Origin of the sequence: Streptomyces sp. NPDC086787, from assembly GCF_044745865.1 — a bacterium.
In the GTDB taxonomy this organism is placed as follows: Bacteria; Actinomycetota; Actinomycetes; order Streptomycetales; family Streptomycetaceae; genus Streptomyces.
On the sequence record NZ_JBIVBC010000003.1, the window covers coordinates 105,984 to 127,713 of the forward strand.

Here is a 21,730-nt window from a genome sequence, read left to right on the forward strand (position 1 = left end):
CCTCACTCGTACACACAGGGAGCAACCGGAATGGGTTCGGTTCGCGTAGCCATCGTCGGCGTGGGCAACTGCGCCGCGTCGCTGGTGCAGGGAGTCGAGTACTACAAGGACGCCGACCCGGCGTCCAAGGTGCCCGGCCTCATGCACGTGCAGTTCGGCGACTACCACGTGCGTGACGTCGAGTTCGTCGCCGCGTTCGACGTGGACGCGAAGAAGGTCGGTCTCGACCTCGCGGACGCGATCGGCGCGTCCGAGAACAACACGATCAAGATCTGCGACGTGCCCTCCACCGGTGTCACGGTCCAGCGCGGCCACACCCTCGACGGCCTGGGCAAGTACTACCGCCTCACCATCGAGGAGTCCGCCGAGGAGCCGGTCGACGTCGTCCAGGTCCTCAAGGACAAGCAGGTCGACGTTCTCGTCTGCTACCTGCCCGTCGGCTCCGAGGACGCGGCGAAGTTCTACGCCCAGTGCGCCATCGACGCCAAGGTCGCCTTCGTCAACGCTCTCCCGGTCTTCATCGCCGGTACCAAGGAGTGGGCGGACAAGTTCACCGAGGCGGGCGTCCCGATCGTCGGCGACGACATCAAGTCGCAGGTCGGCGCCACCATCACGCACCGCGTCATGGCGAAGCTGTTCGAGGACCGTGGTGTGCGCCTGGAGCGCACGATGCAGCTGAACGTCGGCGGCAACATGGACTTCAAGAACATGCTCGAGCGGGATCGCCTCGAGTCCAAGAAGATCTCCAAGACGCAGGCCGTCACCTCCCAGATCCCCGACCGGGACCTCGGTGAGAAGAACGTCCACATCGGCCCGTCCGACTACGTGGCCTGGCTGGACGACCGCAAGTGGGCGTACGTCCGCCTCGAGGGCCGCGCCTTCGGCGACGTCCCGCTGAACCTGGAGTACAAGCTGGAGGTCTGGGACTCCCCGAACTCCGCCGGCATCATCATCGACGCCCTGCGCGCCGCGAAGATCGCCAAGGACCGCGGCATCGGCGGCCCGATCCTCTCCGCGTCCTCGTACTTCATGAAGTCCCCGCCGGTCCAGTACTTCGACGACGAGGCCCGCGAGAACGTCGAGAAGTTCATCAACGGCGACGTCGAGCGCTGAGCCTGCCGCTCGTTCCGAGAACGCTCCTGCCAGGGCTGTGAAGGGTCCCCGGGTTGTACAACCCGGGGACCCTCCCATGTGTGAGGGTGGGCCCCATGCCCGCCGTCCGCGACCTGCGTGTACTGCTCCGTTTCCGGGACTTCCGGCGCCTGCTCTCCGTACGTCTGCTCTCCCAGGGCGCCGACGGCGTCTATCAGGTCGCGCTCGCCGCGTATGTCGTCTTCTCCCCGGAGAAACAGGCCTCGGCCGCCGCCATCGCCTCGGCAATGGCGGTCCTGCTACTGCCGTACTCGCTGGTCGGCCCCTTCGCGGGCGTACTGCTGGACCGCTGGCGACGTCGACAGGTGTTCGTGTACGGAAACCTGCTGCGTGCCCTGCTGGCGGCCGCGACCGCCGTACTCGTGGCAGGCCGGGCGCCGGACTGGCTGTTCTACGCCTCCGCGCTCTGTGTCACGGCTGTCAACCGCTTCGTTCTCGCCGGACTCTCCGCCGCCCTGCCTCGCGTGGTCGACACCGCGCGCCTGGTGGTGGCCAACTCGCTCTCTCCGACCGCCGGAACGCTCGCGGCGACCGCGGGCGGCGGCCTGGCCCTACTGGTGCGGCTGGCGGTGTCCGACTCGGACGCCCCGGTGGTGCTGCTGGGCGCCGCCCTGTACCTGTGCGCGTCCCTCGCCTCGCTCTCCATGGCCCCCGGCCTGCTCGGGCCCGACCCCGGCCACGCGCTTCCGCACCTGGGAACGGCACTCGTGGGAACCGCCCGGGAGCTGTCCGCGGCCGTGCGGCACCTCGCCGCGCCCCCGCGCCGGGAGGCGGTCTGGGCGCTGGCGGCGATGACACTGATGCGCTTCTGCTACGGCGCGCTGCTGGTCATGCTGCTGATGCTGTGCCGCTACGCCTTCTCGTCCGGCCCACAGGAGGGACTGCGTCTGCTGGGTCTCGCGCTGGGGGTTTCCGGCGCCGGTTTCTTCGCGGCGGCGGTGGTGACACCGGCGGCCGCCGGACGGTTCGGCCCCGGCACCTGGATCTCCGTATGCGCCGGCACGGCCGCCGTCCTGGAACCGGCTCTCGGTCTGCCCTTCGCCACCGGTCCCATGCTGGCCGCGGCCTTCGTCCTGGGCCTCGTCACCCAGGGAGCGAAGATCGCCACCGACACGATCGTGCAGTCCGCCGTCGACGACGGCTTCCGGGGCCGGATCTTCTCCGTCTACGACGTCCTGTTCAACGTCGCCTTCGTCGGCGCCGCGGGAGCGGCTGCCCTGGTGCTGCCACCGGACGGCCGCTCGACGGTGCTGGTGGTCACCATCGCCGTTGTCTACGGAGCGGTTGCAGCAGCTATGGCCCGCTTTGAGCGTGGGTGAGTGTCACAGCACGGACACAGGGACCCCCTCGATTGCAGGGTTGTCAGTGGGAGCCGCTAACTTACGTGCGTCTTATATCGCGCCATGCGCTGCCGCTTTCAGCCATGCGCATCCACGTTCTAGGGGGATCCCCAAAGTGTCGACTCCGCCGCCCCAGGGCCAGACTCCATACCCGCCGCAGGGCGGCTACCCGCAGCAGGGCCAGGTACCGCCCCAGGCCCAGGCCCCGTACCCGCCCCAGCCGGGCGCGCCGTACGCTCCGGTTCCCCCGCAGCCGCCCAAGCGCAAGCTCAGCTTCAAGGCGATCAAGGCCATCGTCGTCGTCGTGATCGCCCTCGGCGTGGCGATCGGCGGCTACATAGCCAGCCGCGACGACGCCGAGACCGCCAAGGTCGGCGACTGCATGCACCGGGGCAGCACCAACGACACGAACCCGGACCTCGAGGTCGTCGACTGCACGTCGTCGAAGGCTCAGTACGAGGTGCTGGCCAAGATCAAGGGCGAGTACAAGACCGAGCTCGCAGCCTCGACCAAGTGCGAGGCCGCGGCCAAGGGCTTCCAGTACACCTACAGCCAGAGCGGCGACGGAAGCGACTTCCTGCTCTGCCTGAAGGACCACAAGAAGTAGGACGGACGCACTGGGGGCGGTGTTTCACGTGAAACACCGCCCCCAGTTCACTCGGGCCGGGGTCATGTTTCACGTGAAACATGACCCCGTTCTTCATGGGCTCAGCCCTGCGCGGCCCACCACTCCTTGAGTGCTGCCACCGCCGCGTCGTGTTCCATCGGTCCGTGCTCCAGGCGCAGTTCCAGCATGTGCTTGTAGGCGCGGCCGATGACCGGGCTGGGCCCGATTCCCAGGAGTTCCATGATCTGGTTGCCATCGAGGTCCGGACGGATCGCGTCCAGTTCCTCCTGCTCCTGGAGCTGAGCGATGCGCTCCTCCAGCCCGTCGTACGCCCGGGAGAGCGCCGCGGCCCTGCGCTTGTTGCGGGTGGTGCAGTCGGAGCGGGTCAGCTTGTGGAGGCGGTCGAGAAGCGGTCCCGCGTCACGGACGTAGCGGCGGACCGCGGAGTCCGTCCACTCCCCGGTTCCGTAGCCGTGGAAGCGCAGGTGGAGTTCGACCAGACGGGAGACGTCCTTCACCAGCTCGTTGGAGTACTTGAGCGCGGTCATGCGCTTCTTGGTCATCTTCGCCCCGACCACCTCGTGGTGGTGGAACGAGACCCGCCCGTCGTCCTCGAACCGACGGGTGCGCGGCTTACCGATGTCATGCAGCAGAGCCGCCAGACGGAGGGTCAGGTCGGGACCGGCCTGCTCCAGCGCGATCGCCTGCTCCAGGACGATCAGGGTGTGCTCGTACACGTCCTTGTGCCGGTGGTGCTCATCGCTCTCCAGGCTGAGCGCGGGCAGCTCGGGCAGCACATGCTCGGCCAGGCCGGTATCGACCAGGAGCGTGAGGCCCTTGCGGGGGTGGGAGGACAGGATCAGCTTGTTCAGCTCTTCCCGGATCCGCTCCGCGGAGACGATCTCAAGGCGCCCCGACATGTCCTTCATCGCCGCGACGACCTCGGGGGCCACCTCGAAGTCCAGCTGAGCGGCGAAGCGTGCCGCCCTCATCATCCGCAGGGGATCGTCCGAGAACGAGTCCTGAGGGGTGCCAGGAGTGCGCAGCACCCGCGCGGCGAGGTCCTCACGGCCGCCGTGCGGGTCGATGAACTCCTTCTCCGGAAGTGCCACGGCCATCGCGTTGACCGTGAAGTCACGCCGGACAAGGTCCTCCTCGATGGAGTCGCCGTACGACACCTCGGGCTTGCGTGAGGTGCGGTCGTACGACTCCGACCGGTAGGTGGTCACCTCGATCTGAAAGCTCCGGACAGCGTCTCCGACGCGAGCATCCTTCTGAGCCCCGACCGTGCCGAAGGCGATCCCGACCTCCCAGACGGCGTCCGCCCATGGCCGCACGATCTTCAGTACGTCCTCGGGACGGGCGTCAGTGGTGAAGTCCAGGTCGTTCCCCAGCCTGCCGAGCAGCGCGTCCCGGACCGAGCCGCCGACCAGGGCGAGCGAGAACCCGGCTTCCCGGAAGCGGCGGGCGAGGTCGTCGGCGACGGGAGCCACCCGCAGCAGCTCGCTCACCGCGCGCTGCTGCACCTGGCTCAGGGCAGTAGGAGTGTCTTCGTTGGCGTTCGGCACAACAAAAGAGGGTACGTGGCCCGGACGGCCGGGGGCTCCCCCATTAAGCACGTGAGACCACGTGGGACCACCCGCCGATACCCACCCAGGACCGTGCCCGGCGACGTTTGGTCACCATTCGCTCAATACTGGATGCACAGGGCAGGTCCTCCTGCTCCGCCGATCTTGCAAGGCAGACCGCGGCACTTCGGCTCGGCGCACATCGTTACCATGCGTGGACGCACATTCCGACGACCACTGACGACGACGAGGGACGGGCGAGCGCGTGGCCGAGGCGGCAGACATCCAGGGGATGAGGTCCTCACCTGCCCGTCGGTGGCTGCGCCGGGCCGGCGCACTGCTCGTCGGCGCGCCCCTGCTGGCGGGCCTGCTGCAGCTTCCCGCGGCGGCGCCCGCACAGGCCGCCTCCTCGGACACCGTGTCGGTCTCTCTGGACTCTCTCAGCCCCAGCGTCCCCGCCGACGGGGACACGCTGACCGTGTCCGGGACAGTGACGAACAACGGCAAGCAGGCCGTCACGGACGCCCACGTGGGGCTGCACGTGAGCCGGCCGCTCACCACGCGGTCTGCCATCGGCAGCGCCGCCAGACAGTCCGACGACCTCCAGACGTCGGCGGGCCCGGAGATCGGCGGAAAGTACGTCGAGCAGTTCGACAAGCTGGCCCCGGGTGTCGCCCAGCACTTCACCCTCGCCGTGCCGGTCGACAAGCTCGGCCTCGGCGAGCACGGCGTCTACGAACTCGGGGTCGCGCTCTCCGGCCAGACCTCCGCGCAGCCCTGGGAACAGATGCTGGGCATCCGGCGGACGTTCCTGCCCTGGCAGCCGGAAGCGGCAGGCACCCCGACGAGGACGACCTACCTCTGGCCGTTGATCTCCACCGTGCACATGACGGCGAAGACGGGCGCCGGCGAGCAGCAGACACCGGTGTTCCTCAACGACGACCTGGCCAAGGACATCGCGCCGGGCGGCCGTCTGGAGCAGATGCTGGCCCTGGGCAAGGAACTCGACGTCACCTGGGTGATCGACCCGGACCTGCTGGCCTCGGTGGACGCGATGACCCGCAGCTACCAGATCCAGAACGACGACGGCACCACCACGGCCGGCACCCACCAGGCGGTCGCCAAACAGTGGCTCGCCGACCTGCAGAAGGCCGTGGCGGACAAGGAGGTCGTCGCACTGCCCTTCGCGGACCCCGACCTGGCCTCGCTCGCCCACACCGGCACCAGCGTCACCGGCTCCCTCAGCCATCTCAAGGACGCCACGGACGTGGCCGCCACCACGGTCGAGACCGTGCTGCATGTCACACCCACCACGGACTTCGCCTGGCCCGTCGACGGCGCCGTGGATCCGTCGATCGTCAAGGTCGCCACCTCCGCGGGCGCCGACAAGGTGATCGCCCGCAGCGACAGCCTCCGGGAGACCGGCAGCCTGTCCTACACGCCCTCCGCCGCCCGCCCCGTCGGCGGTGGCACCACGGCGGTCGTCGCGGACGCTCGACTGTCAACGGCGTTCGAGGGCGACCTGACCAAGGCGGACTCGACCACGCTCGCCGTCCAGCAGTTCCTGGCCCAGAGTCTGGCCCTGAACCTCCAGACCAGTCGGCAGCGCGCCATCGTGGTCGCCCCGCAGCGCATGCCCTCGGCGAGCCAGGCCCAGGCGATGGCCCAGGCCATCGCCATGCTCCAGGGCAGTACCTGGGACGAGACCGAGAACCTCAGCGCGGCCGCGGCCGCCAAGCCCGACCCGGGCGCCACCACGCGGATCCCGTCCACGTCCGCCTACCCCTCCTCGCTGCGCAGGCAGGAACTGCCGCGGTCCGCCTTCGAGCAGATCGCACGGACACAGGACAAGCTCGACAACTTCCAGGTGGTCCTGACCGACAGGTCCCGGGTGGCGACTCCCTTCGGGCGGGCCATAAACCGCGGCATGTCCACCTCGTGGCGGGGCCGGGCCGCCGAGGGTGACAGCTTCCGTCAGGGTGTGGAGAGCTGGCTCGACCAGCTGTCCGACCAGGTCAAGCTGATCGACAAGTCCGAGACCAAGCTTTCCGGCCGCAGCGCCACCATCCCGGTGACCGTGCAGAACAACCTGGTGCAGGGTGTCGACCATCTGGTCCTGCGGCTGACCTCGACGATGCCTACCCGCCTCAAGATCGGCGGCAAGGCATACGCGGAGCGGCCCGTCGCGGTCAACGGCGGCCACAGCCAGTCCGTGAAGTTCACCACCTCGGCCAACGCCAACGGCCGCGTGACAGTGATCGCCCAGCTCTACACCCAGGACGGTCAGGAGTACGGCGCGCCGGTCAGCTTCGACGTGAAGGTCACCGAGGTCACCCCCACCGTGATGCTGGTCATCGGCGGCGGTGTGCTGCTGCTCGTCCTCGCCGGCTTCCGGATGTACACGCAGCGCAAGCGCGCCGCGGCCAAGGAGACCGACGGCGACGGCCCCGAGGAGACGGGCGAGGACCCCGGCGAGCCGGAGAACCAGGACGACCCCGGAGACCGTCACCAAGAAGAGTCCGACGCCCGCTCCCGGGCAGACGACCCGGAGCAGCCGAGTGACCCGACACCGGACACCGCACCCGAAAGCACCGACCCGTCCGGCACGAGTGAGAGAGTGGACCGCTGAGCGATGTCGTGGCCGGTGGGCCCGGGGACGATGAGGTGGGGTAACCATGAACGCGCCGTACGACGGTGACCGCGGCCAGGCCGCGGCCGGCTCGGGCTACCCCGAGCCGCCGCCCGAGCCCGGCCAGGTGCCGCCGCAGCACGCGGCGGACATGTACCTCCAGGACGCCTACGACCAGGACCCCTATCGGGCGCAGGACCTCTCCGCCCAGGACCCGGTCGCCGAGGCGCTCTACGACCGTGCCTCGCACCCCCCGCCGCCGCCCGGCACATACCAGCCGCAGGAGCCGCTGTACGGCCCGCCGGCCCAGTCGCCGTACGCGCCCGACCCGCATCTGTGGGCCCAGACCCCAGCGCCGGAGCCGGAGGGCCCCACCCCGTACCTGCCGTACGGGGACGATCCACGTACGACCCAGTTCGTGGGCGTCGACGACCTCGTCACGCACTCCGGCGAGGAGCACCACGTGCCGGACGCCTTCGCCCATCTCTTCCGGGACCAGCAGCAGGGCGGCACCCGCCCGGCCGCGGGGTACCCGGCCGGGCAGTACCCGGCGGCCCAGCAGGCTCAGGCCCACAACCCCGCCGCCATGCACGCCGAGACCGCCTACCCCGCGGCGCCTCGCTCGGCCGAGGGTCCCGACCCCGCCGGAGCGGCGGCCGCCGGCTCCGGGCCCGCTCCCGCCCCTCCGGCCGCCCCCGCCAAAAAGGGCGGCCGGGCCTCCGGGCTGCTGAAGTCCAGCGCCGTGATGGCCGCGGGCACCATGGTCTCCCGCCTCACCGGCTTCATCCGCTCGGCGCTGATCGTGTCCGCCCTGGGCGTCGGCTTCCTCGGTGACACCTTCCAGGTCGCGTACCAGCTGCCGACGATGATCTACATCCTGACCGTCGGCGGCGGCCTCAACTCGGTCTTCGTGCCACAGCTCGTGCGCGCCATGAAGGAGGACGAGGACGGCGGCGAGGCGTACGCCAACCGTCTGCTGACCCTGGTGATGGTCGCGCTCGGTGTGCTGACCGGACTGGCGATCCTCGCGGCCCCGCTGCTGATCCGGCTGCTGTCCCCCTCAGTGGCCGGCGACCCCGCGGCCAACGAGGTCGGCGTCACCTTTGTCCGCTACTTCCTGCCCTCCATCTTCTTCATGGGCATCCATGTGGTGATGGGTCAGATCCTGAACGCCCGCGGGAAGTTCGGCGCGATGATGTGGACCCCGGTCCTGAACAACATCGTCATCATCGTCAGTCTCGGCATGTTCATCTGGGTGTACGGCAGCGCGGCCACCTCCGGGATGACGGTCACGAACATCCCGCCGCAGGGCCAGCGGCTGCTCGGCATCGGCGTACTGCTGGGTCTGGTCGTCCAGGCCCTGGCCATGATCCCGTACCTGCGTGAGACCGGGTTCCGGATGCGCCTGCGCTTCGACTGGATGGGGCACGGCCTCGGCAAGGCCGTGACGCTCGCCAAGTGGACCATCCTGTTCGTCCTCGCCAACCAGGCGGGCGCCATCGTCGTCTCCCAGCTGTCCACCGCGGCCGGCAAGGCATCTCCTGTCGACGGCACCGGCTTCGCCGCCTACGCCAACGCCCAGCTGATCTGGGGCCTGCCACAGGCCATCATCACGGTCTCGCTCATGGCCGCCCTGCTGCCGCGCATTTCGCGCTCGGCCGCAGAGAACGACCCGGGCGCGGTCCGCGACGACATCTCACAGGGGCTGCGCACGACCGCCGTCGCGATCGTGCCCATCGCGTTCGGCTTCCTGGCCCTCGGCATCCCGATGTGCACGCTCATCTTCGGTTCCTCCGGCACCAGCGAAGCCACCAACATGGGCATCATGCTGATGGCGTTCGGCCTCGGCCTGATCCCGTACTCCGTGCAGTACGTCGTCCTGCGCGCCTTCTACGCCTACGAGGACACCCGGACCCCCTTCTACAACACGGTCATCGTGGCCGCGGTCAACGCGGGTGCCTCACTGCTCTGCTACTTCCTGCTGCCGGCCCGCTGGGCGGTGGTCGGCATGGCCGCCGCGTACGGTGTCGCCTACGCGATCGGCGTCGGTGTCGCCTGGAGCCGGCTGCGCGGGAAGCTCGGCGGCGACCTCGACGGCGCCCATGTGACCCGCACCTACGCCCGCCTGTGCATCGCCTCGGTGCCGGCCGCGCTGCTCAGCGGCGGGGCCTGCTACGGGATCGCACAGACGGTCGGACAGGGCGTCCTCGGCTCCTTCGCCGCGCTACTGGTCGGCGGCGCGCTGCTGCTCGGCGTCTTCTTCGTCGCGGCCCGCCGCATGCGCATCGAGGAACTCAACTCCCTCGTGGGTATGGTGCGCGGGCGTCTGGGGCGCTGAGGCGGGGGTACGCGCACAACCATCGGCCGCCGCTGTGTGTCGTGCATAGCAGCGGACTGTGGGCACAATTGGTTTCGGCGTCGGACAGCGTGCAACGGATGGGGAGGCAGGGACGACGGTGGCGGAACGGAGCACAGCTGCCGTCGACGTGGCAGACAACAGCGGTGACGAGCCGCTGACCGCCAAGGCGGACCAGTCCACGGCCGACGGGGTGGCCAAGAACCCGGAGCAGGACACCGAGAGCAACGAGGCACAGGGGAGTGGGGGGACGGACAGTCCCGAAAAAGCCTCACCTCCCGAACTGCACAGCGGTCACAAACTCGCCAAGCGCTACCGCCTGGAAGAGTGCGTCACCCGTCTGGACGGATTCAGCAGTTGGCGGGCGGTAGACGAGAAACTCCGCCGTGCCGTCGGCGTCCACATCCTGCCCGCGGAACACACGCGAGCCCGCTCGGTGCTGGCCGCCGCCCGTTCCTCCGCGCTGCTCGGCGACCCCCGCTTCGTCCAGGTCCTCGACGCCGTCGAGGAGAACGACCTCGTCTACGTCGTGCACGAATGGCTGCCCGACGCCACAGAGCTGAGCACCCTGCTCTCCTCCGGGCCGCTGGAACCGCACGACGCCTACCAGATGGTCAGCCAGTTGGCCTCCGCCATGGCCGCCGCTCACCGCGAGGGCCTCGCCCATCTGCGCCTCAACCCGAACGCCGTGCTGCGCGCCTCCACCGGCCAGTGGCGCATCCGGGGACTCGCCGTCAACGCCGCCCTGCGCGGCATCGACTCGGACACCACTCAGCGCACGGACACCGAGGCGATCGGGGCCCTGCTCTACGCGGCCCTGACTCAGCGTTGGCCCTACGAGAGCGACGCGTACGGCCTGTCCGGGCTGCCCAAGGACGTCGGCCTCATCGCACCCGACCAGGTGCGCGCCGGTGTCCACCGGGGCCTGTCCGAGCTCGCCATGCGTGCGCTCGCCAACGACGGCGCCACCGCCTCCCGCCACGAGTCCGCGTGCACCACACCGGAGGAACTCGTGAAGGCGATCGGCGAGATGCCCCGCATCCGCCCCCCGGAGCCGGCGTTCACGGCCCCGCCCGAGTACCAGCGCACGACGTACCAGCAGGGCACCTACGGACGCACGGCGCCCCTCGGCGCCACCCAGCAGATGAGTACGCCTCCGCCCCCGCTGCAGAGCCGCACCGGCAAGGCGCTGAAGTGGGCGGTCTCCGCGCTGCTCATCGCAGCTCTGGGCCTCGGAAGCTGGCAGCTCGCGGACGCCCTGATGGATCAGGGCGGCAAGTCCGAGGACACCCCGCACACCCAGACGACGGGCGACACCGACCGAGGCAGGGGCGCTGAGAAACCCGCCTCACCGCTGACCATCGAGGACGCGCGGGAGTTCGTCGCCGACGGCGGCGCCCAGCACCCGGGCGACGTCGACAAGACCTACGACCACAACACCGGGACCTACTGGCGGACGAGGACCTTCAACGAGGGACCCGAAATCGCTCCCTTCAAGCCTGGTGTCGGCATCGTCTACGACCTCGGCTCGGCCAAGGATCTGGCCACGGCCACCGTCGGGCTTCGCTACGCCGGCAATCACACGACGGTCGAGCTGTACGCGGCCGACTCCCTCACTCCGTCGTCCATCGAGTCGATGGACAGGATCGGCAAGGTCGACACGACGGGCACCACCGCCCGGGTGAAGCTCTCCAAGCAGGTGAAGACGCGGTATGTCCTCGTCTGGCTGACCGCCGTGCCGAGCTCGGGTCCCGACTCCGAGACATACTCACAGGCCGGCTACAAGCAGGCCATCAACGAAGTGACGTTCACGGGCTGACGTCTCGGAGTCGGGAGGGGCGGCAGATGCCGGAGGGCGCCGGATACGACGGAGTGAGCGACCAGGACCTGCTCGCCCGCCATGTGAAAGGCGACCCCGACGCCTTCGGTGAGATCGTGCGACGGCACCGCGACCGGCTCTGGGCCGTGGCGCTGCGGACCCTGGGGGACCGTGAGGAGGCCGCTGACGCCGTCCAGGACGCCCTGGTGTCGGCCTACCGGGCCGCCCATACCTTCCGGGGCCAGTCGGCCGTCACGACCTGGCTGCACCGGATCACGGTCAACGCCTGTCTGGACCGTGCCCGCAAGGCAGCCTCCCGGAAGACCGCTCCCGTCGACGACACCGAACGCCTGGAGCAAATGCTGGAGCCGCACGAGGCGGCCTCGGCTCCAGCCGAACGGAACGACCTGCACCGCCAGCTCTTCGAAGCCCTCGGCACGCTTCCCCACGACCAGCGTGCGGCTCTCGTCCTGGTGGACATGCAGGGCTACCCGGTCGCGGAAGCCGCCACGATCCTCGACGTCCCGACCGGAACGGTGAAAAGCCGCTGCGCCCGGGGTAGAGCCAAGCTGGTGCCGTTGCTCGCCCATCTTCGGCCGGAGAGATCCGGTGACGCACCGGGGCCTGGCGCGGACCCGGCAGGGAACCAACGGAACCAGGGACCGGGGACATCCGTCCCACCCGCAGCGGGACCTCATCAGGACCGGGGCTCCCACGCGACGGGACCGAACACGACGGGACCGAGCGATTCAGCCGCGATGAAGGGCGGAGGTGGGCGAGCGTGAGTTCCACGACGGACACAGCCGGGCACCCGGACGTCTCCGACATCTCCGACCTCACCGAGGGCCTGCTCTCCCCCTCCCGGACCGCGGACGTGCGGCGCCATCTGGACGAGTGCGCGCCATGCGCGGATGTCCGCGCCTCGCTGGAAGAGATCCGGAGCATGCTGGGCACCCTGCCGGGTCCGGTGCACATGCCCGCCGACGTCGCTGGTCGTATCGATGCCGCACTCGCCGCCGAGGCACGTGTTTCACGTGAAACCGCGATCCCGGACGCCCGACCCACCGACCCACCCGCCGACCGACCCGCCGGACGTCCGCACACCGCGACCGGACCGGGCCGCAAGGGCCGCGCACCGGGACGACGCCGCAGGAAGGTGGTCCTCGGAGCCGTCTTCACGGCCGCTCTCCTGGGAGCAGGGACGTTGTTCCTGCAATCACTCGGGGACGAGGAGTCCTCCACCGCGACCACAGCGCAGAGCACGTTCTCCGGAAGCAGCATCAAGAGCCAGGTCACAGATCTGCTGTCCGCGCCTCAGGGCGAACAGCAGGGCCATGGCACCACGAAGCCCCGCCTGGGAATCGAATCCCAGACGGACACACCCGGACCGGGCGCGAGCGCGAACACCCTCATCCAGCCCGCGATCCCGGTACCGGACTGCATCCGCAAGGGGATCGACAGCAACGGTGACACCCTGGCCGCCAGGACAGGCACATACGACGGCAAGAGCGCGTACCTCGTCCTCATGTCCGTCGTCGGCGACAGCACACACGTGACGGCGTACATCGTCGACACGAGCTGTGTGGGCCGGCAGCCGGCCGCCACGGGCAAGGTCCTTCTGAAGCAGTCGTTCACACGCCCCTGAGCACCCCCGTGTGCCCGGGCCCTACGGGAATGCGCGACCCTTAGGATCCGTTGGGTGGGGTGAGAGCTCCGAGAAAAGGCTCCCACCAGTCGAATGACACAGACCAGAGACGAGGGATTCAAACCGTGAGCGACGTCCGTAACGTGATCATCATTGGCTCCGGGCCCGCCGGGTACACGGCGGCCCTGTACACCGCGCGCGCGTCGCTGAAGCCTCTGGTGTTCGAGGGCGCCGTCACCGCGGGCGGTGCGCTGATGAACACCACGGAGGTGGAGAACTTCCCCGGGTTCCGCGACGGGATCATGGGCCCCGACCTCATGGACAACATGCGCGCCCAGGCCGAGCGCTTCGGCGCCGAGCTGATCCCGGACGACATCGTCTCCGTCGACCTGACCGGTGAGATCAAGACCGTCACCGACACCGCGGGCACGGTCCACAAGGCGAAGGCTGTCATCGTCACCACGGGCTCGCAGCACCGCAAGCTCGGCCTGCCCAACGAGGACGCCCTCTCCGGCCGTGGTGTCTCCTGGTGTGCCACCTGTGACGGGTTCTTCTTCAAGGACCAGGACATCGCCGTGATCGGTGGCGGTGACACCGCGCTGGAGGAGGCCACCTTCCTTTCCCGCTTCGCCAAGTCCGTGACGATCGTCCACCGCCGGGACACGCTGCGCGCCTCCAAGGCCATGCAGGAGCGTGCCTTCGCCGACTCGAAGATCAAGTTCGTGTGGGACAGCGAGGTCGCCGAGATCCAGGGCGAGCAGAAGCTGGCCGGTCTGAAGCTGCGCAACACCAAGACCGGTGCGCTCTCCGACCTGCCGGTGACGGGTCTGTTCATCGCGATCGGCCACGACCCGCGCACCGAGCTGTTCAAGGGCCACCTCGACCTGGACGAGGAGGGCTACCTGAAGGTCGCCTCCCCCTCCACTCGTACCAACCTCACCGGTGTGTTCGCCGCCGGCGACGTGGTCGACCACACCTACCGCCAGGCGATCACCGCGGCCGGTACCGGCTGCTCTGCCGCCCTCGACGCCGAGCGCTTCCTCGCCGCCCTCGCGGACGAGGAGAAGGCCGAACCCGAGAAGACCTCCGTCTGACTTCCCCTTCCGCCCCACCAGCACGACCAAGCTAAGGAGCCCGCCGTGGCCGGCACCCTGAAGAATGTGACCGACGCTTCCTTCGACGAGGACGTTCTCAAGAGCGACAAGCCCGTCCTGGTGGACTTCTGGGCCGCCTGGTGCGGCCCGTGCCGCCAGATCGCTCCGTCTCTCGAGGCGATCGCCGCCGAGCACGGTGACAAGATCGAGATCGTCAAGCTCAACATCGACGAGAACCCGGCCACAGCCGCCAAGTACGGCGTCCTGTCGATCCCGACCCTGAACGTCTACCAGAACGGCGAGGTCGCGAAGACGATCGTCGGCGCCAAGCCCAAGGCCGCGCTCGTCCGCGACCTTGAGGACTTCATCGCCGAGTAGTCGGTGAGGCGGCCGACGCGGCCGCACATGTTTCACGTGAAACACGAATGGGCCGACCCGTCCGGGTCGGCCCATTTTCGTCATTCCACAAACAGTGCGCGCCTACAGCGGCCGCAGCACCGGTTCCTTCTGCACGGCCCCCAGCAGCCGGTCGAGGGCCATCTCCACGTCTTCCTTCCAGGAGAGCGTGGACCGCAGCTCCAGTCGCAGCCGGGGATGGGTGGGGTGCTGCCGGACCGTCTTGAAGCCCACGGCGAGGAGATGGTCGGCGGGCAGCAGGCAGGCCGGTTCCTTCCATCGGGCATCACCGAACGCCTCGATCGCCTTGAAGCCCCGCCGAAGCAGATCCTTGGCCACCGTCTGGACCAGCACTCGACCGAGCCCCTGCCCCTGATAGCGGGGAAGAATGGAGCCGGTCATCAACTGCACGGCATCCGGTGAGACAGGGCTTGTCGGGAACGCCGTCGAACGGGGGACATAAGCCGGCGGTGCATAGAGCACATACCCCACCGGCACATCGTCCACGTAGACCACCCGGCCACAGGATCCCCAGTCCAGTAGCACGGCGGAGATCCACGCCTCCTTCTCCAGCGCGGCAGTACCCGCTCTTATCGCGGCCTCACCGCTGACGGGGTCCAGCTCCCAGAAGACACACGAGCGACAGCGCTTGGGAAGGTCCTGAAGGTTGTCCAGCGTGAGCGGTACAAGCCGACGGCCCATGAAGGCTGTTCCTCGCTTCCTTCGCCCGCGGCATCGCGCGCGGCTGCCAGAGCGCTGCGCTCCCTGAGCAGACTGCCGACGAACCCGCCGACCGCGCCCAGGCTCAAACCCGCGCTCACCAGTCCGGTACGGCTCATCGTTCGCATGGCCCCCGTCTCCGAGTCAGAGGTGTTGCCAGGTGGATGCGCCAAACCCGTTCGCATCGTATCCACGAAGCGATTGCATCGATACCGCCTGAAAGCAAAGAGCGGATCGTGTCCGATGCACACCGGACACGATCCGCTCAATTACCTGAACAAGTAGGCCACGGCCGCGCAGAGCCGGTGGCCATCACTCAGTCCTCCAGGTCCTCGGTCTCCTCCGAAGCACCGGCCGACTGCCCCTCGTGCAGCCCCCTCTGAAGAACGGGCCCCTCACCCGGAGCCAGGGCGCCGAGGATCCGCTCAAGGTCGTCCATCGACGCGAACTCGACGGTGATCTTGCCCTTCTTCTGACCCAGATCGACCTTCACCCGGGTCTCGAATCGATCCGACAGCCGGGTCGCCAGCTCGTTCAGCGCAGGCGAGACGCGAGCACCGGCCCGCGGTCCCTTCGAGCGCTGTGCCTTCTGGGGACGCGAGCCCATCAGGGTCACGATCTCCTCGACGGCTCGCACCGAAAGGCCCTCGGCGACGATCCGGTGAGCCAGCCGGTCCTGCTCCTCCGAGTCCTCCACGGAGAGCAGCGCGCGGGCATGCCCGGCGGAGAGGACCCCGGCAGCAACCCGCCGCTGAACGGCCGGTGAAAGCTTCAGCAGACGCAGCGTGTTGGAGACCTGAGGGCGAGAGCGCCCGATGCGGTCCGCCAACTGGTCGTGCGTGCAGTTGAAGTCCTTCAGCAGCTGGTCGTATGCGGCGGCCTCTTCCAGCGGGTTCAGCTGAGCTCGGTGCAGGTTCTCCAGGAGCGCGTCCAGGAGCAGCTTCTCGTCATCCGTGGCCCGCACGATCGCCGGGATCGCTTCGAGACCGGCCTCACGGCAGGCACGCCAGCGCCGCTCACCCATGATGAGCTCGTAGCGGGCGGGGCCGAGCTGCCGTACGACGACGGGCTGAAGCAGACCAACCTCCTTGATGGAGGTGACCAGCTCGTGCAGCGCGTCCTCGTCGAAGACCTCACGAGGCTGACGCGGGTTCGGAGTGATCGCGTCGAGAGGAATCTCGGCGAAGTGTGCGCCCACGGGAGGCGCGGGAGCCTCGGGGAAGCCGTTCACCGAAGGCTCGTCGGTTTCATGTGAAACAGGCGGCAGCATGGCCACCTTCGCCGCGGCCACCCCCCGGTCGGTCGCCATCCCCGGAACCGACCCGGAGGACGCGGATGCCGCACCGCCCATCGCGCTCTGGGCCGGGGTCTTCTCCGTCGGGGCAGCAGGGATCAGTGCACCTAGGCCACGGCCCAAGCCCCTCCGTCGCTCGCTCACTGGATCCCCTCCACCATGTTCGGGTTGTTCTGGGCGCCGATGTGGGCCTGCGTCGGGTCGTAGCTGATACCGACCCCCTTCAGCGCGATTTCACGGGCCGCCTCCAGATAGGAGAGGGCTCCACTCGATCCCGGATCGTAGGTCAGGACCGTCTGCCCATAGCTCGGCGCCTCGGAGATACGGACGGAGCGGGGAATGCTCGTCCGCAGCACCTCGTCGCCGAAGTGGCTGCGCACCTCGTCCGCGACCTGGGAGGCGAGACGCGTCCGGCCGTCGTACATGGTGAGCAGAATGGTCGACACATGCAGGTTCGGGTTGAGATGCCCGCGCACCAGATCGACATTGCGCAGCAGCTGGCCGAGGCCCTCCAGGGCGTAGTACTCGCACTGGATCGGGATCAGTACCTCCTGGCCTGCGACCAGGGCATTCACGGTCAGCAGACCGAGCGAGGGCGGGCAGTCGATGAGGATGTAGTCCAGCGGCTGCTCATACGCCTGAATCGCCCGCTGAAGCCTGCTCTCTCGTGCCACCAGAGACACCAGCTCGATCTCCGCGCCGGCGAGATCGATCGTGGCGGGGGCACAGAAGAGGCCCTCGACATCCGGGACCGGCTGGACGACCTCTGCGAGCGGCCTGCTCTCGACCAGCACGTCGTAGATGGAGGGAACGTCGGCGTGATGATCGATTCCCAGAGCAGTGGAGGCATTTCCCTGCGGGTCCAGGTCGACCACCAGCACGCGGCTGCCATGCAGAGCCAGCGACGCGGCGAGGTTGACGGTCGTCGTGGTCTTACCCACGCCGCCCTTCTGATTCGCGACGACGATGACCCGGGTCTGCTCGGGCCGCGGCAGTCCTTCACCGGCGCGCCCCAGAGCCTCCACCGCGAGTTGGGCAGCACGACCGATGGGAGTGTCGTCCATCGGAGGCGGTGTTTCACGTGAAACATCCGCCCCCGTCGACTCGGTACGGGGACCGGGGACCGGATCGGTCATCGGTCCCGCGATGTTGGCGTCGGACCGCACGGATTCACTCTCCTCGACTTCAGGCTCGCAATGCACAGAGCCTCCCATGTCTTCGGGGTCGCGAACCAGTGAGGCCTGTTGTTCTGTGGAGAAGTCCACCTCTGTGGACATCCGCGCCGCCTCTCCGAGTGAACCGAGAGGCTTACGGTCACGGGGTTCGGCCGCAGCGCGGCCGCGACTGATGATGCCATGCAACAGGGAGCGACGTTTCACGTGAAACACGATGCAGCGCGGTTACGGCCACCCGTCTGCGACACTCCGGCCTGTACGGATTCTGGACTGATCAGCGGCGTCGCCGTGCTCGCCCCACACGGGCGGCCTTCGCCCGCTTGGCCGCGAACCGCACTCCGCCGGGGCTTTCCCCGACCTCGACCCGCACGACCGTGGACATCGGATCCACGACCCCCTCGCCCACCTGCAGAACCGACGTACCCACCGCGCCCAGTTTGGTCAGGGCCGTCGCCGCGCTCTTGAGCTCTTCCTCGGCGGTGTCCCCCTTGAGCGCGAGCATCTCGCCGTACGGCCGCAGCAAGGGAATCCCCCAGGTGGCCAGCCGGTCCAGCGGAGCCACGGCCCGTGCGGTCACCACATGGACCGGTGGAAGCTGCCCCATGACCTCCTCGGCACGTCCACGGACGACGGTGACATGGTCCAGGCCCAGCAGCTCGACGACCTCGGTCAGGAAGTTCGTCCGCCGCAGCAGCGGTTCCAGAAGAGTGATCTTCAGGTCCTCCCGGACGAGTGCCAGGGGAATGCCGGGGAGGCCCGCACCCGAGCCGACGTCGCACACGGTCACCCCCTCGGGGACGACCTCCGAGAGCACCGCACAGTTCAGCAGATGGCGCTCCCACAGGCGGGGCACCTCCCGTGGGCCGATCAGCCCCCGCTGCACGCCGGCCTCGGCGAGCAGTTCCGCGTAGCGGACCGCATCGGCGAACCGATCGCCAAACACTTCCCGCGCCTTTTCGGGCGCGGGGGGAAGCTCCGCTGCCTCCGTCACGGGGACCGTCCTTCCGTACAGCTCCGACGCAACGCGCCGGTCACCAGAACTACCAGGCTGACAAAATTCGGCCCCGTCTGCGCTACAGACGGGGCCGGTGGAACGTAGAGACCGATCAGGCGGGAAGTACGACGACGAACCGCTGCGGCTCCTCGCCCTCGGACTCGCTGCTCAGTCCGGCCGCCTTGACCGCGTCATGGACGACCTTGCGCTCGAACGGGGTCATCGGCTTGAGCTTCACGGGCTCACCGCTGTTCTTGGCCTCGGCCGCGGCCTTGGCGCCCAGCTCGGAGAGCTCGGCGCGCTTCCTGGCCCGATAGCCCGCGATGTCCAGCATCAGTCGGCTGCGGTCACCGGTCTCCCGGTGCACGGCCAGCCGGGTCAGCTCCTGAAGCGCCTCCAGCACCTCGCCGTCACGGCCGACCAGCTTATTGAGGTCGCGGCTGCTCGAGTCGCTGATGATCGACACGGAGGCTCGATCGGCCTCGACGTCCATGTCGATGTCGCCGTCGAGGTCGGCGATGTCCAGCAGACCCTCGAGATAGTCCGCCGCGATCTCGCCCTCCTGCTCCAGGCGGGTCAGGGTGTCTGCACCCTCGGCAGCGGCGGAGGTGGTGCCTTCCGTCACGGGATGGGCTCCTTCTTACTTCTTGGACGGGGACTTCGGCCGCTGCGGGCCCTTGCGCTGACCGGACTGAGCCTTGCTGCGGTTGCCGCTGCCGGGCTGAGCGGTCTTCTTCGCGGCGGGCTCGGCGTCCTGCGGCTCGTCGGTCTTCTCCAGCGACATGGCGGCGCCCTCCGACTTGGCGACACCGGACTGACGCTGGGACTTGGACTGGCGCTTGGGCTGCTGGCGCTTGGCGGCGGCCGCGCCTTCCTCGGTCTGGGCTTCGGCCTGGGTCTCGCTCTTCACCACGGTGCCGTCGGCCTGGGCCGCCAGTCCCGCCTTGTTGAGGGAGTTGATGAACTTGCGCTCGGCCTCGTTGCGGTCGCGGCCCTTGGCGACGATGGCCTTGATGATGGCCTTCTCGCCCCGGCGGCGGGTCCCGCCGTGCTGAGTGACGTGCTTGGTCAGACGCTCCAAGTAGGAGCCCTGGGCCTTGGAACCCGGGGTCGGGTTGTTGTGGATCACGTACATCTGCTGGCCCATGGTCCACACGTTGGTGGTCAGCCAGTAGACGAGGACACCGACCGGGAAGTTGATGCCGAAGAAGGCGAACATGATCGGGAAGACGTACATGAGCATCTTCTGCTGCTGCATGAACGGCGTCTTCACCGTGGTGTCGACGTTCTTCGTCATCAGCTGGCGCTGCGTGTAGAACTGGGACGCCGACATCAGGACGATCATGACGACGGTCACGACACGCACGTCGGTGACCGAGGCACCCAGAGCGTCGATGGTGCTGGAGCTGTCCCTGAACTTCGCGGCGAGCGGGGCCCCGAAGATGTGCGCCTTACGGGCGCTCTCCAGCAGCGACGAGTTGATGACACCGATGGTGTCGCCCGACGCGATGCCGTTGAGCACGTGGTAGAGGGCGAAGAAGAACGGGGACTGCGCCAGGATGGGAAGGCACGAGGAGAGCGGGTTGGTGCCCGCGTCCTTGTACAGCTTCATCATCTCTTCGGACTGGCGCTGCTTGTCGTTCTTGTAGCGCTCCTGGATCTTCTTCATCTCGGGCTGGAGCGTCTGCATGGCCCGGGTCGCCTTGATCTGCTTCACGAAGAGCGGGATCAGGCAGATACGGATCAGGATCACCAGGGACACGATGGACAGGCCCCAGGCCCATCCGGTGTCAGGGCCGAAGATGGCGCCGTACACCGTGTGGAACTGGACGATGACCCAGGAAACGGGTGTCGTGATGAAGCTGAAGAGGCTGGCAATCGTGTCCACTAATCATGCTCCTTGGGCATGGGACGGGGTCTCTGCGGCCGGGCTCGAAGGAGCCTTCCCCTCGATGGCCTGTTCGGCGGCGGAGGTCCCGCCCCTGCGCGTACGCCAGGCGCCACGCAGCATTTCGTGCCACCGCGGGCGCTTGCGCGGCGGAACATGGTCCACGCCGCCCAGCGACCACGGATTGCACCGGAGGATGCGCCAGGCGGTGAGCGCCGTTCCCTTGACCGCGCCGTGCCGGTCAATGGCGGTGTAGCCGTAGTGGGAGCACGACGGGTAGTACTTGCACACCGGCCCGAGCAGTGGACTGATCGTCCACTGGTACAGCTTGATCAGGGCCAGTAGTGGGTACTTCATCGCGCGCCCCCTCCCAGCAGCCGTTGAAGAGCGGCATCCAGGTCTTGGGCCAGCTGTGCATGGTCTGCGTCGCCCGCTCCGGGCAGCGCTCGTACGACTACCAGGCTACCGGGGGGAAACAGGGTGACTCGGTCTCGCATCAGGTGGCGAAGCCTGCGCTTCACCGTGTTCCGTACGACCGCGCCGCCCACTGCCTTGCTCACGACGAAACCCGCACGCGTCGGGGGAGCGCTCTCCCCAGGCGCGTGCGGGTCCGTGTCACCGCTACGAAAGTGGACGACGAGGAGCGGGCGGCCGGCCCGGCGGCCTCGTCGTACCGCGGTCGCGAAGTCCTCGCGCCGCCTCAGCCGGTTCTCGGTGGGCAGCACGACGGCATGACCTGACCGGGATCAGGCGGACAGGCGGGCGCGACCCTTGCCACGGCGGGACGCGAGAATCGCGCGGCCGGCACGGGTGCGCATACGCAGCCGGAAGCCGTGGGTCTTCGCGCGACGACGGTTGTTCGGCTGGAAGGTGCGCTTGCTCACTCGGGGGCTCCAGAAAGAATCGGTTTATGCGGGGTGCCGTCCTGGCTGTCACCGTGCGCCCACGAGTAGCTCGCGTCACGCCCGAGTGCACCGCTTACCGATCACCTGGAGTGATCTGTGCCCATCGGAGGCAGGCGGCAGCAGCCATCGACAACTCGACCTGGTTACG

Annotated in this window: 20 protein-coding genes; 10 read left to right on the forward strand and 10 right to left on the reverse strand. The window is 68.5% G+C overall.

Annotated elements, in window-relative coordinates; translation table 11 throughout:
* Window positions 1-30 precede the first annotated feature (30 nt).
* The 3 genes from ACIPK3_RS10100 to ACIPK3_RS10110 all read left to right on the forward strand — a co-directional run bounded on the left by ACIPK3_RS10100 (window position 31) and on the right by ACIPK3_RS10110 (window position 3,099).
* The gene (locus tag ACIPK3_RS10100) at window positions 31-1,113 is read left to right on the forward strand and encodes an inositol-3-phosphate synthase (RefSeq protein ID WP_402568032.1); all 1,083 of its coding nucleotides are present in this window, start codon (window positions 31-33) and stop codon (window positions 1,111-1,113) included.
* Window positions 1,114-1,208: 95 nt separating this feature from the next.
* Entirely contained in the window at window positions 1,209-2,471 is a 1,263-nt protein-coding gene (locus ACIPK3_RS10105; protein WP_402568033.1) for an MFS transporter, read from the forward strand.
* Between the two features lie 136 nt (window positions 2,472-2,607).
* The gene (locus tag ACIPK3_RS10110; protein WP_402568035.1) at window positions 2,608-3,099 is read left to right on the forward strand and encodes a hypothetical protein; all 492 of its coding nucleotides are present in this window, start codon (window positions 2,608-2,610) and stop codon (window positions 3,097-3,099) included.
* 101 nt (window positions 3,100-3,200) lie between these two features.
* Here ACIPK3_RS10110 and ACIPK3_RS10115 read toward each other — a convergent pair whose 3' ends face one another.
* Window positions 3,201-4,667 carry a CCA tRNA nucleotidyltransferase gene (locus tag ACIPK3_RS10115; RefSeq protein WP_402568036.1) on the reverse strand — a complete coding sequence of 489 codons (1,467 nt, stop codon included), beginning with the start codon at window positions 4,665-4,667 and terminating at the stop codon, window positions 3,201-3,203.
* 265 nt (window positions 4,668-4,932) lie between these two features.
* Here ACIPK3_RS10115 and ACIPK3_RS10120 point away from each other — a divergent pair, with 265 nt between their 5' ends.
* From ACIPK3_RS10120 to trxA, 7 genes are all read left to right on the forward strand, one after another.
* On the forward strand, window positions 4,933-7,296 hold the full coding sequence (locus tag ACIPK3_RS10120; RefSeq protein ID WP_402568038.1) for a DUF6049 family protein: 2,364 nt from the start codon (window positions 4,933-4,935) through the stop codon (window positions 7,294-7,296).
* A 46-nt stretch (window positions 7,297-7,342) separates the two neighbouring features.
* Window positions 7,343-9,634: a murein biosynthesis integral membrane protein MurJ gene (murJ, locus tag ACIPK3_RS10125; RefSeq protein WP_402568039.1), complete on the forward strand. Its 2,292-nt coding sequence runs from the start codon at window positions 7,343-7,345 to the stop codon at window positions 9,632-9,634.
* A 118-nt stretch (window positions 9,635-9,752) separates the two neighbouring features.
* Window positions 9,753-11,471, forward strand: a complete 1,719-nt coding sequence (locus tag ACIPK3_RS10130) for a protein kinase family protein (RefSeq protein WP_402568041.1) — start codon at window positions 9,753-9,755, stop codon at window positions 11,469-11,471.
* A gap of 26 nt (window positions 11,472-11,497) precedes the next feature.
* On the forward strand, window positions 11,498-12,256 hold the full coding sequence (gene sigM, locus ACIPK3_RS10135; protein ID WP_402568042.1) for an RNA polymerase sigma factor SigM: 759 nt from the start codon (window positions 11,498-11,500) through the stop codon (window positions 12,254-12,256).
* On the forward strand, window positions 12,253-13,116 hold the full coding sequence (locus ACIPK3_RS10140) for an anti-sigma factor family protein (protein WP_402568043.1): 864 nt from the start codon (window positions 12,253-12,255) through the stop codon (window positions 13,114-13,116). The genes sigM and ACIPK3_RS10140 overlap by 4 nt, the downstream gene beginning before the upstream one ends.
* A gap of 125 nt (window positions 13,117-13,241) precedes the next feature.
* Window positions 13,242-14,210: a thioredoxin-disulfide reductase gene (gene trxB / locus ACIPK3_RS10145; RefSeq protein WP_402568045.1), complete on the forward strand. Its 969-nt coding sequence runs from the start codon at window positions 13,242-13,244 to the stop codon at window positions 14,208-14,210.
* 45 nt (window positions 14,211-14,255) lie between these two features.
* Entirely contained in the window at window positions 14,256-14,588 is a 333-nt protein-coding gene (gene trxA / locus ACIPK3_RS10150) for a thioredoxin (protein WP_402568047.1), read from the forward strand.
* 102 nt (window positions 14,589-14,690) lie between these two features.
* On the opposite strand, the gene ACIPK3_RS10155 is transcribed toward trxA, so the two are convergent.
* The 9 genes from ACIPK3_RS10155 to rpmH all read right to left on the reverse strand — a co-directional run bounded on the left by ACIPK3_RS10155 (window position 14,691) and on the right by rpmH (window position 21,561).
* Window positions 14,691-15,308, reverse strand: coding sequence for a GNAT family N-acetyltransferase (locus tag ACIPK3_RS10155; protein WP_402568049.1), 618 nt, complete (start codon window positions 15,306-15,308; stop codon window positions 14,691-14,693).
* Window positions 15,309-15,642: 334 nt separating this feature from the next.
* Window positions 15,643-16,764 (reverse strand): ParB/RepB/Spo0J family partition protein, encoded by a 1,122-nt coding sequence (locus ACIPK3_RS10160; protein ID WP_402568050.1) that lies wholly within the window; start codon window positions 16,762-16,764, stop codon window positions 15,643-15,645.
* Entirely contained in the window at window positions 16,761-17,834 is a 1,074-nt protein-coding gene (locus ACIPK3_RS10165) for a ParA family protein (protein ID WP_402568649.1), read from the reverse strand. Before ACIPK3_RS10165 ends, ACIPK3_RS10160 begins: the two co-directional genes overlap by 4 nt.
* 235 nt (window positions 17,835-18,069) lie before the next feature.
* Window positions 18,070-18,786, reverse strand: a complete 717-nt coding sequence (gene rsmG, locus ACIPK3_RS10170; protein ID WP_402568051.1) for a 16S rRNA (guanine(527)-N(7))-methyltransferase RsmG — start codon at window positions 18,784-18,786, stop codon at window positions 18,070-18,072.
* 115 nt (window positions 18,787-18,901) lie between these two features.
* Window positions 18,902-19,414 carry a protein jag gene (locus ACIPK3_RS10175; RefSeq protein WP_402568053.1) on the reverse strand — a complete coding sequence of 171 codons (513 nt, stop codon included), beginning with the start codon at window positions 19,412-19,414 and terminating at the stop codon, window positions 18,902-18,904.
* Window positions 19,415-19,429: 15 nt separating this feature from the next.
* The gene (gene yidC, locus ACIPK3_RS10180) at window positions 19,430-20,677 is read right to left on the reverse strand and encodes a membrane protein insertase YidC (RefSeq protein ID WP_402568055.1); all 1,248 of its coding nucleotides are present in this window, start codon (window positions 20,675-20,677) and stop codon (window positions 19,430-19,432) included.
* 3 nt (window positions 20,678-20,680) lie between these two features.
* Window positions 20,681-21,034, reverse strand: a complete 354-nt coding sequence (gene yidD, locus ACIPK3_RS10185) for a membrane protein insertion efficiency factor YidD (protein WP_402568056.1) — start codon at window positions 21,032-21,034, stop codon at window positions 20,681-20,683.
* Window positions 21,031-21,402 carry a ribonuclease P protein component gene (rnpA, locus tag ACIPK3_RS10190; protein WP_402568058.1) on the reverse strand — a complete coding sequence of 124 codons (372 nt, stop codon included), beginning with the start codon at window positions 21,400-21,402 and terminating at the stop codon, window positions 21,031-21,033. The genes yidD and rnpA overlap by 4 nt, the downstream gene beginning before the upstream one ends.
* 21 nt (window positions 21,403-21,423) lie before the next feature.
* Complete coding sequence (gene rpmH, locus ACIPK3_RS10195; protein ID WP_003949374.1) at window positions 21,424-21,561, reverse strand: 50S ribosomal protein L34; 138 nt, start codon at window positions 21,559-21,561, stop codon at window positions 21,424-21,426.
* Window positions 21,562-21,730: the final 169 nt, after the last annotated feature.

Coding starts and splice junctions, on each gene's coding strand:
- ACIPK3_RS10105 (WP_402568033.1), top strand. CDS start 1,209: ATGCCCGCCGTCCGCGACCTGCGTGTACTGCTCCGTTTCCGGGACTTC.
- ACIPK3_RS10165 (WP_402568649.1), bottom strand. CDS start 17,834: ATGGGAGGCTCTGTGCATTGCGAGCCTGAAGTCGAGGAGAGTGAATCC.
- yidD (WP_402568056.1), bottom strand. CDS start 21,034: ATGAAGTACCCACTACTGGCCCTGATCAAGCTGTACCAGTGGACGATC.
- ACIPK3_RS10100 (WP_402568032.1), top strand. CDS start 31: ATGGGTTCGGTTCGCGTAGCCATCGTCGGCGTGGGCAACTGCGCCGCG.
- murJ (WP_402568039.1), top strand. CDS start 7,343: ATGAACGCGCCGTACGACGGTGACCGCGGCCAGGCCGCGGCCGGCTCG.
- sigM (WP_402568042.1), top strand. CDS start 11,498: ATGCCGGAGGGCGCCGGATACGACGGAGTGAGCGACCAGGACCTGCTC.
- ACIPK3_RS10155 (WP_402568049.1), bottom strand. CDS start 15,308: ATGGGCCGTCGGCTTGTACCGCTCACGCTGGACAACCTTCAGGACCTT.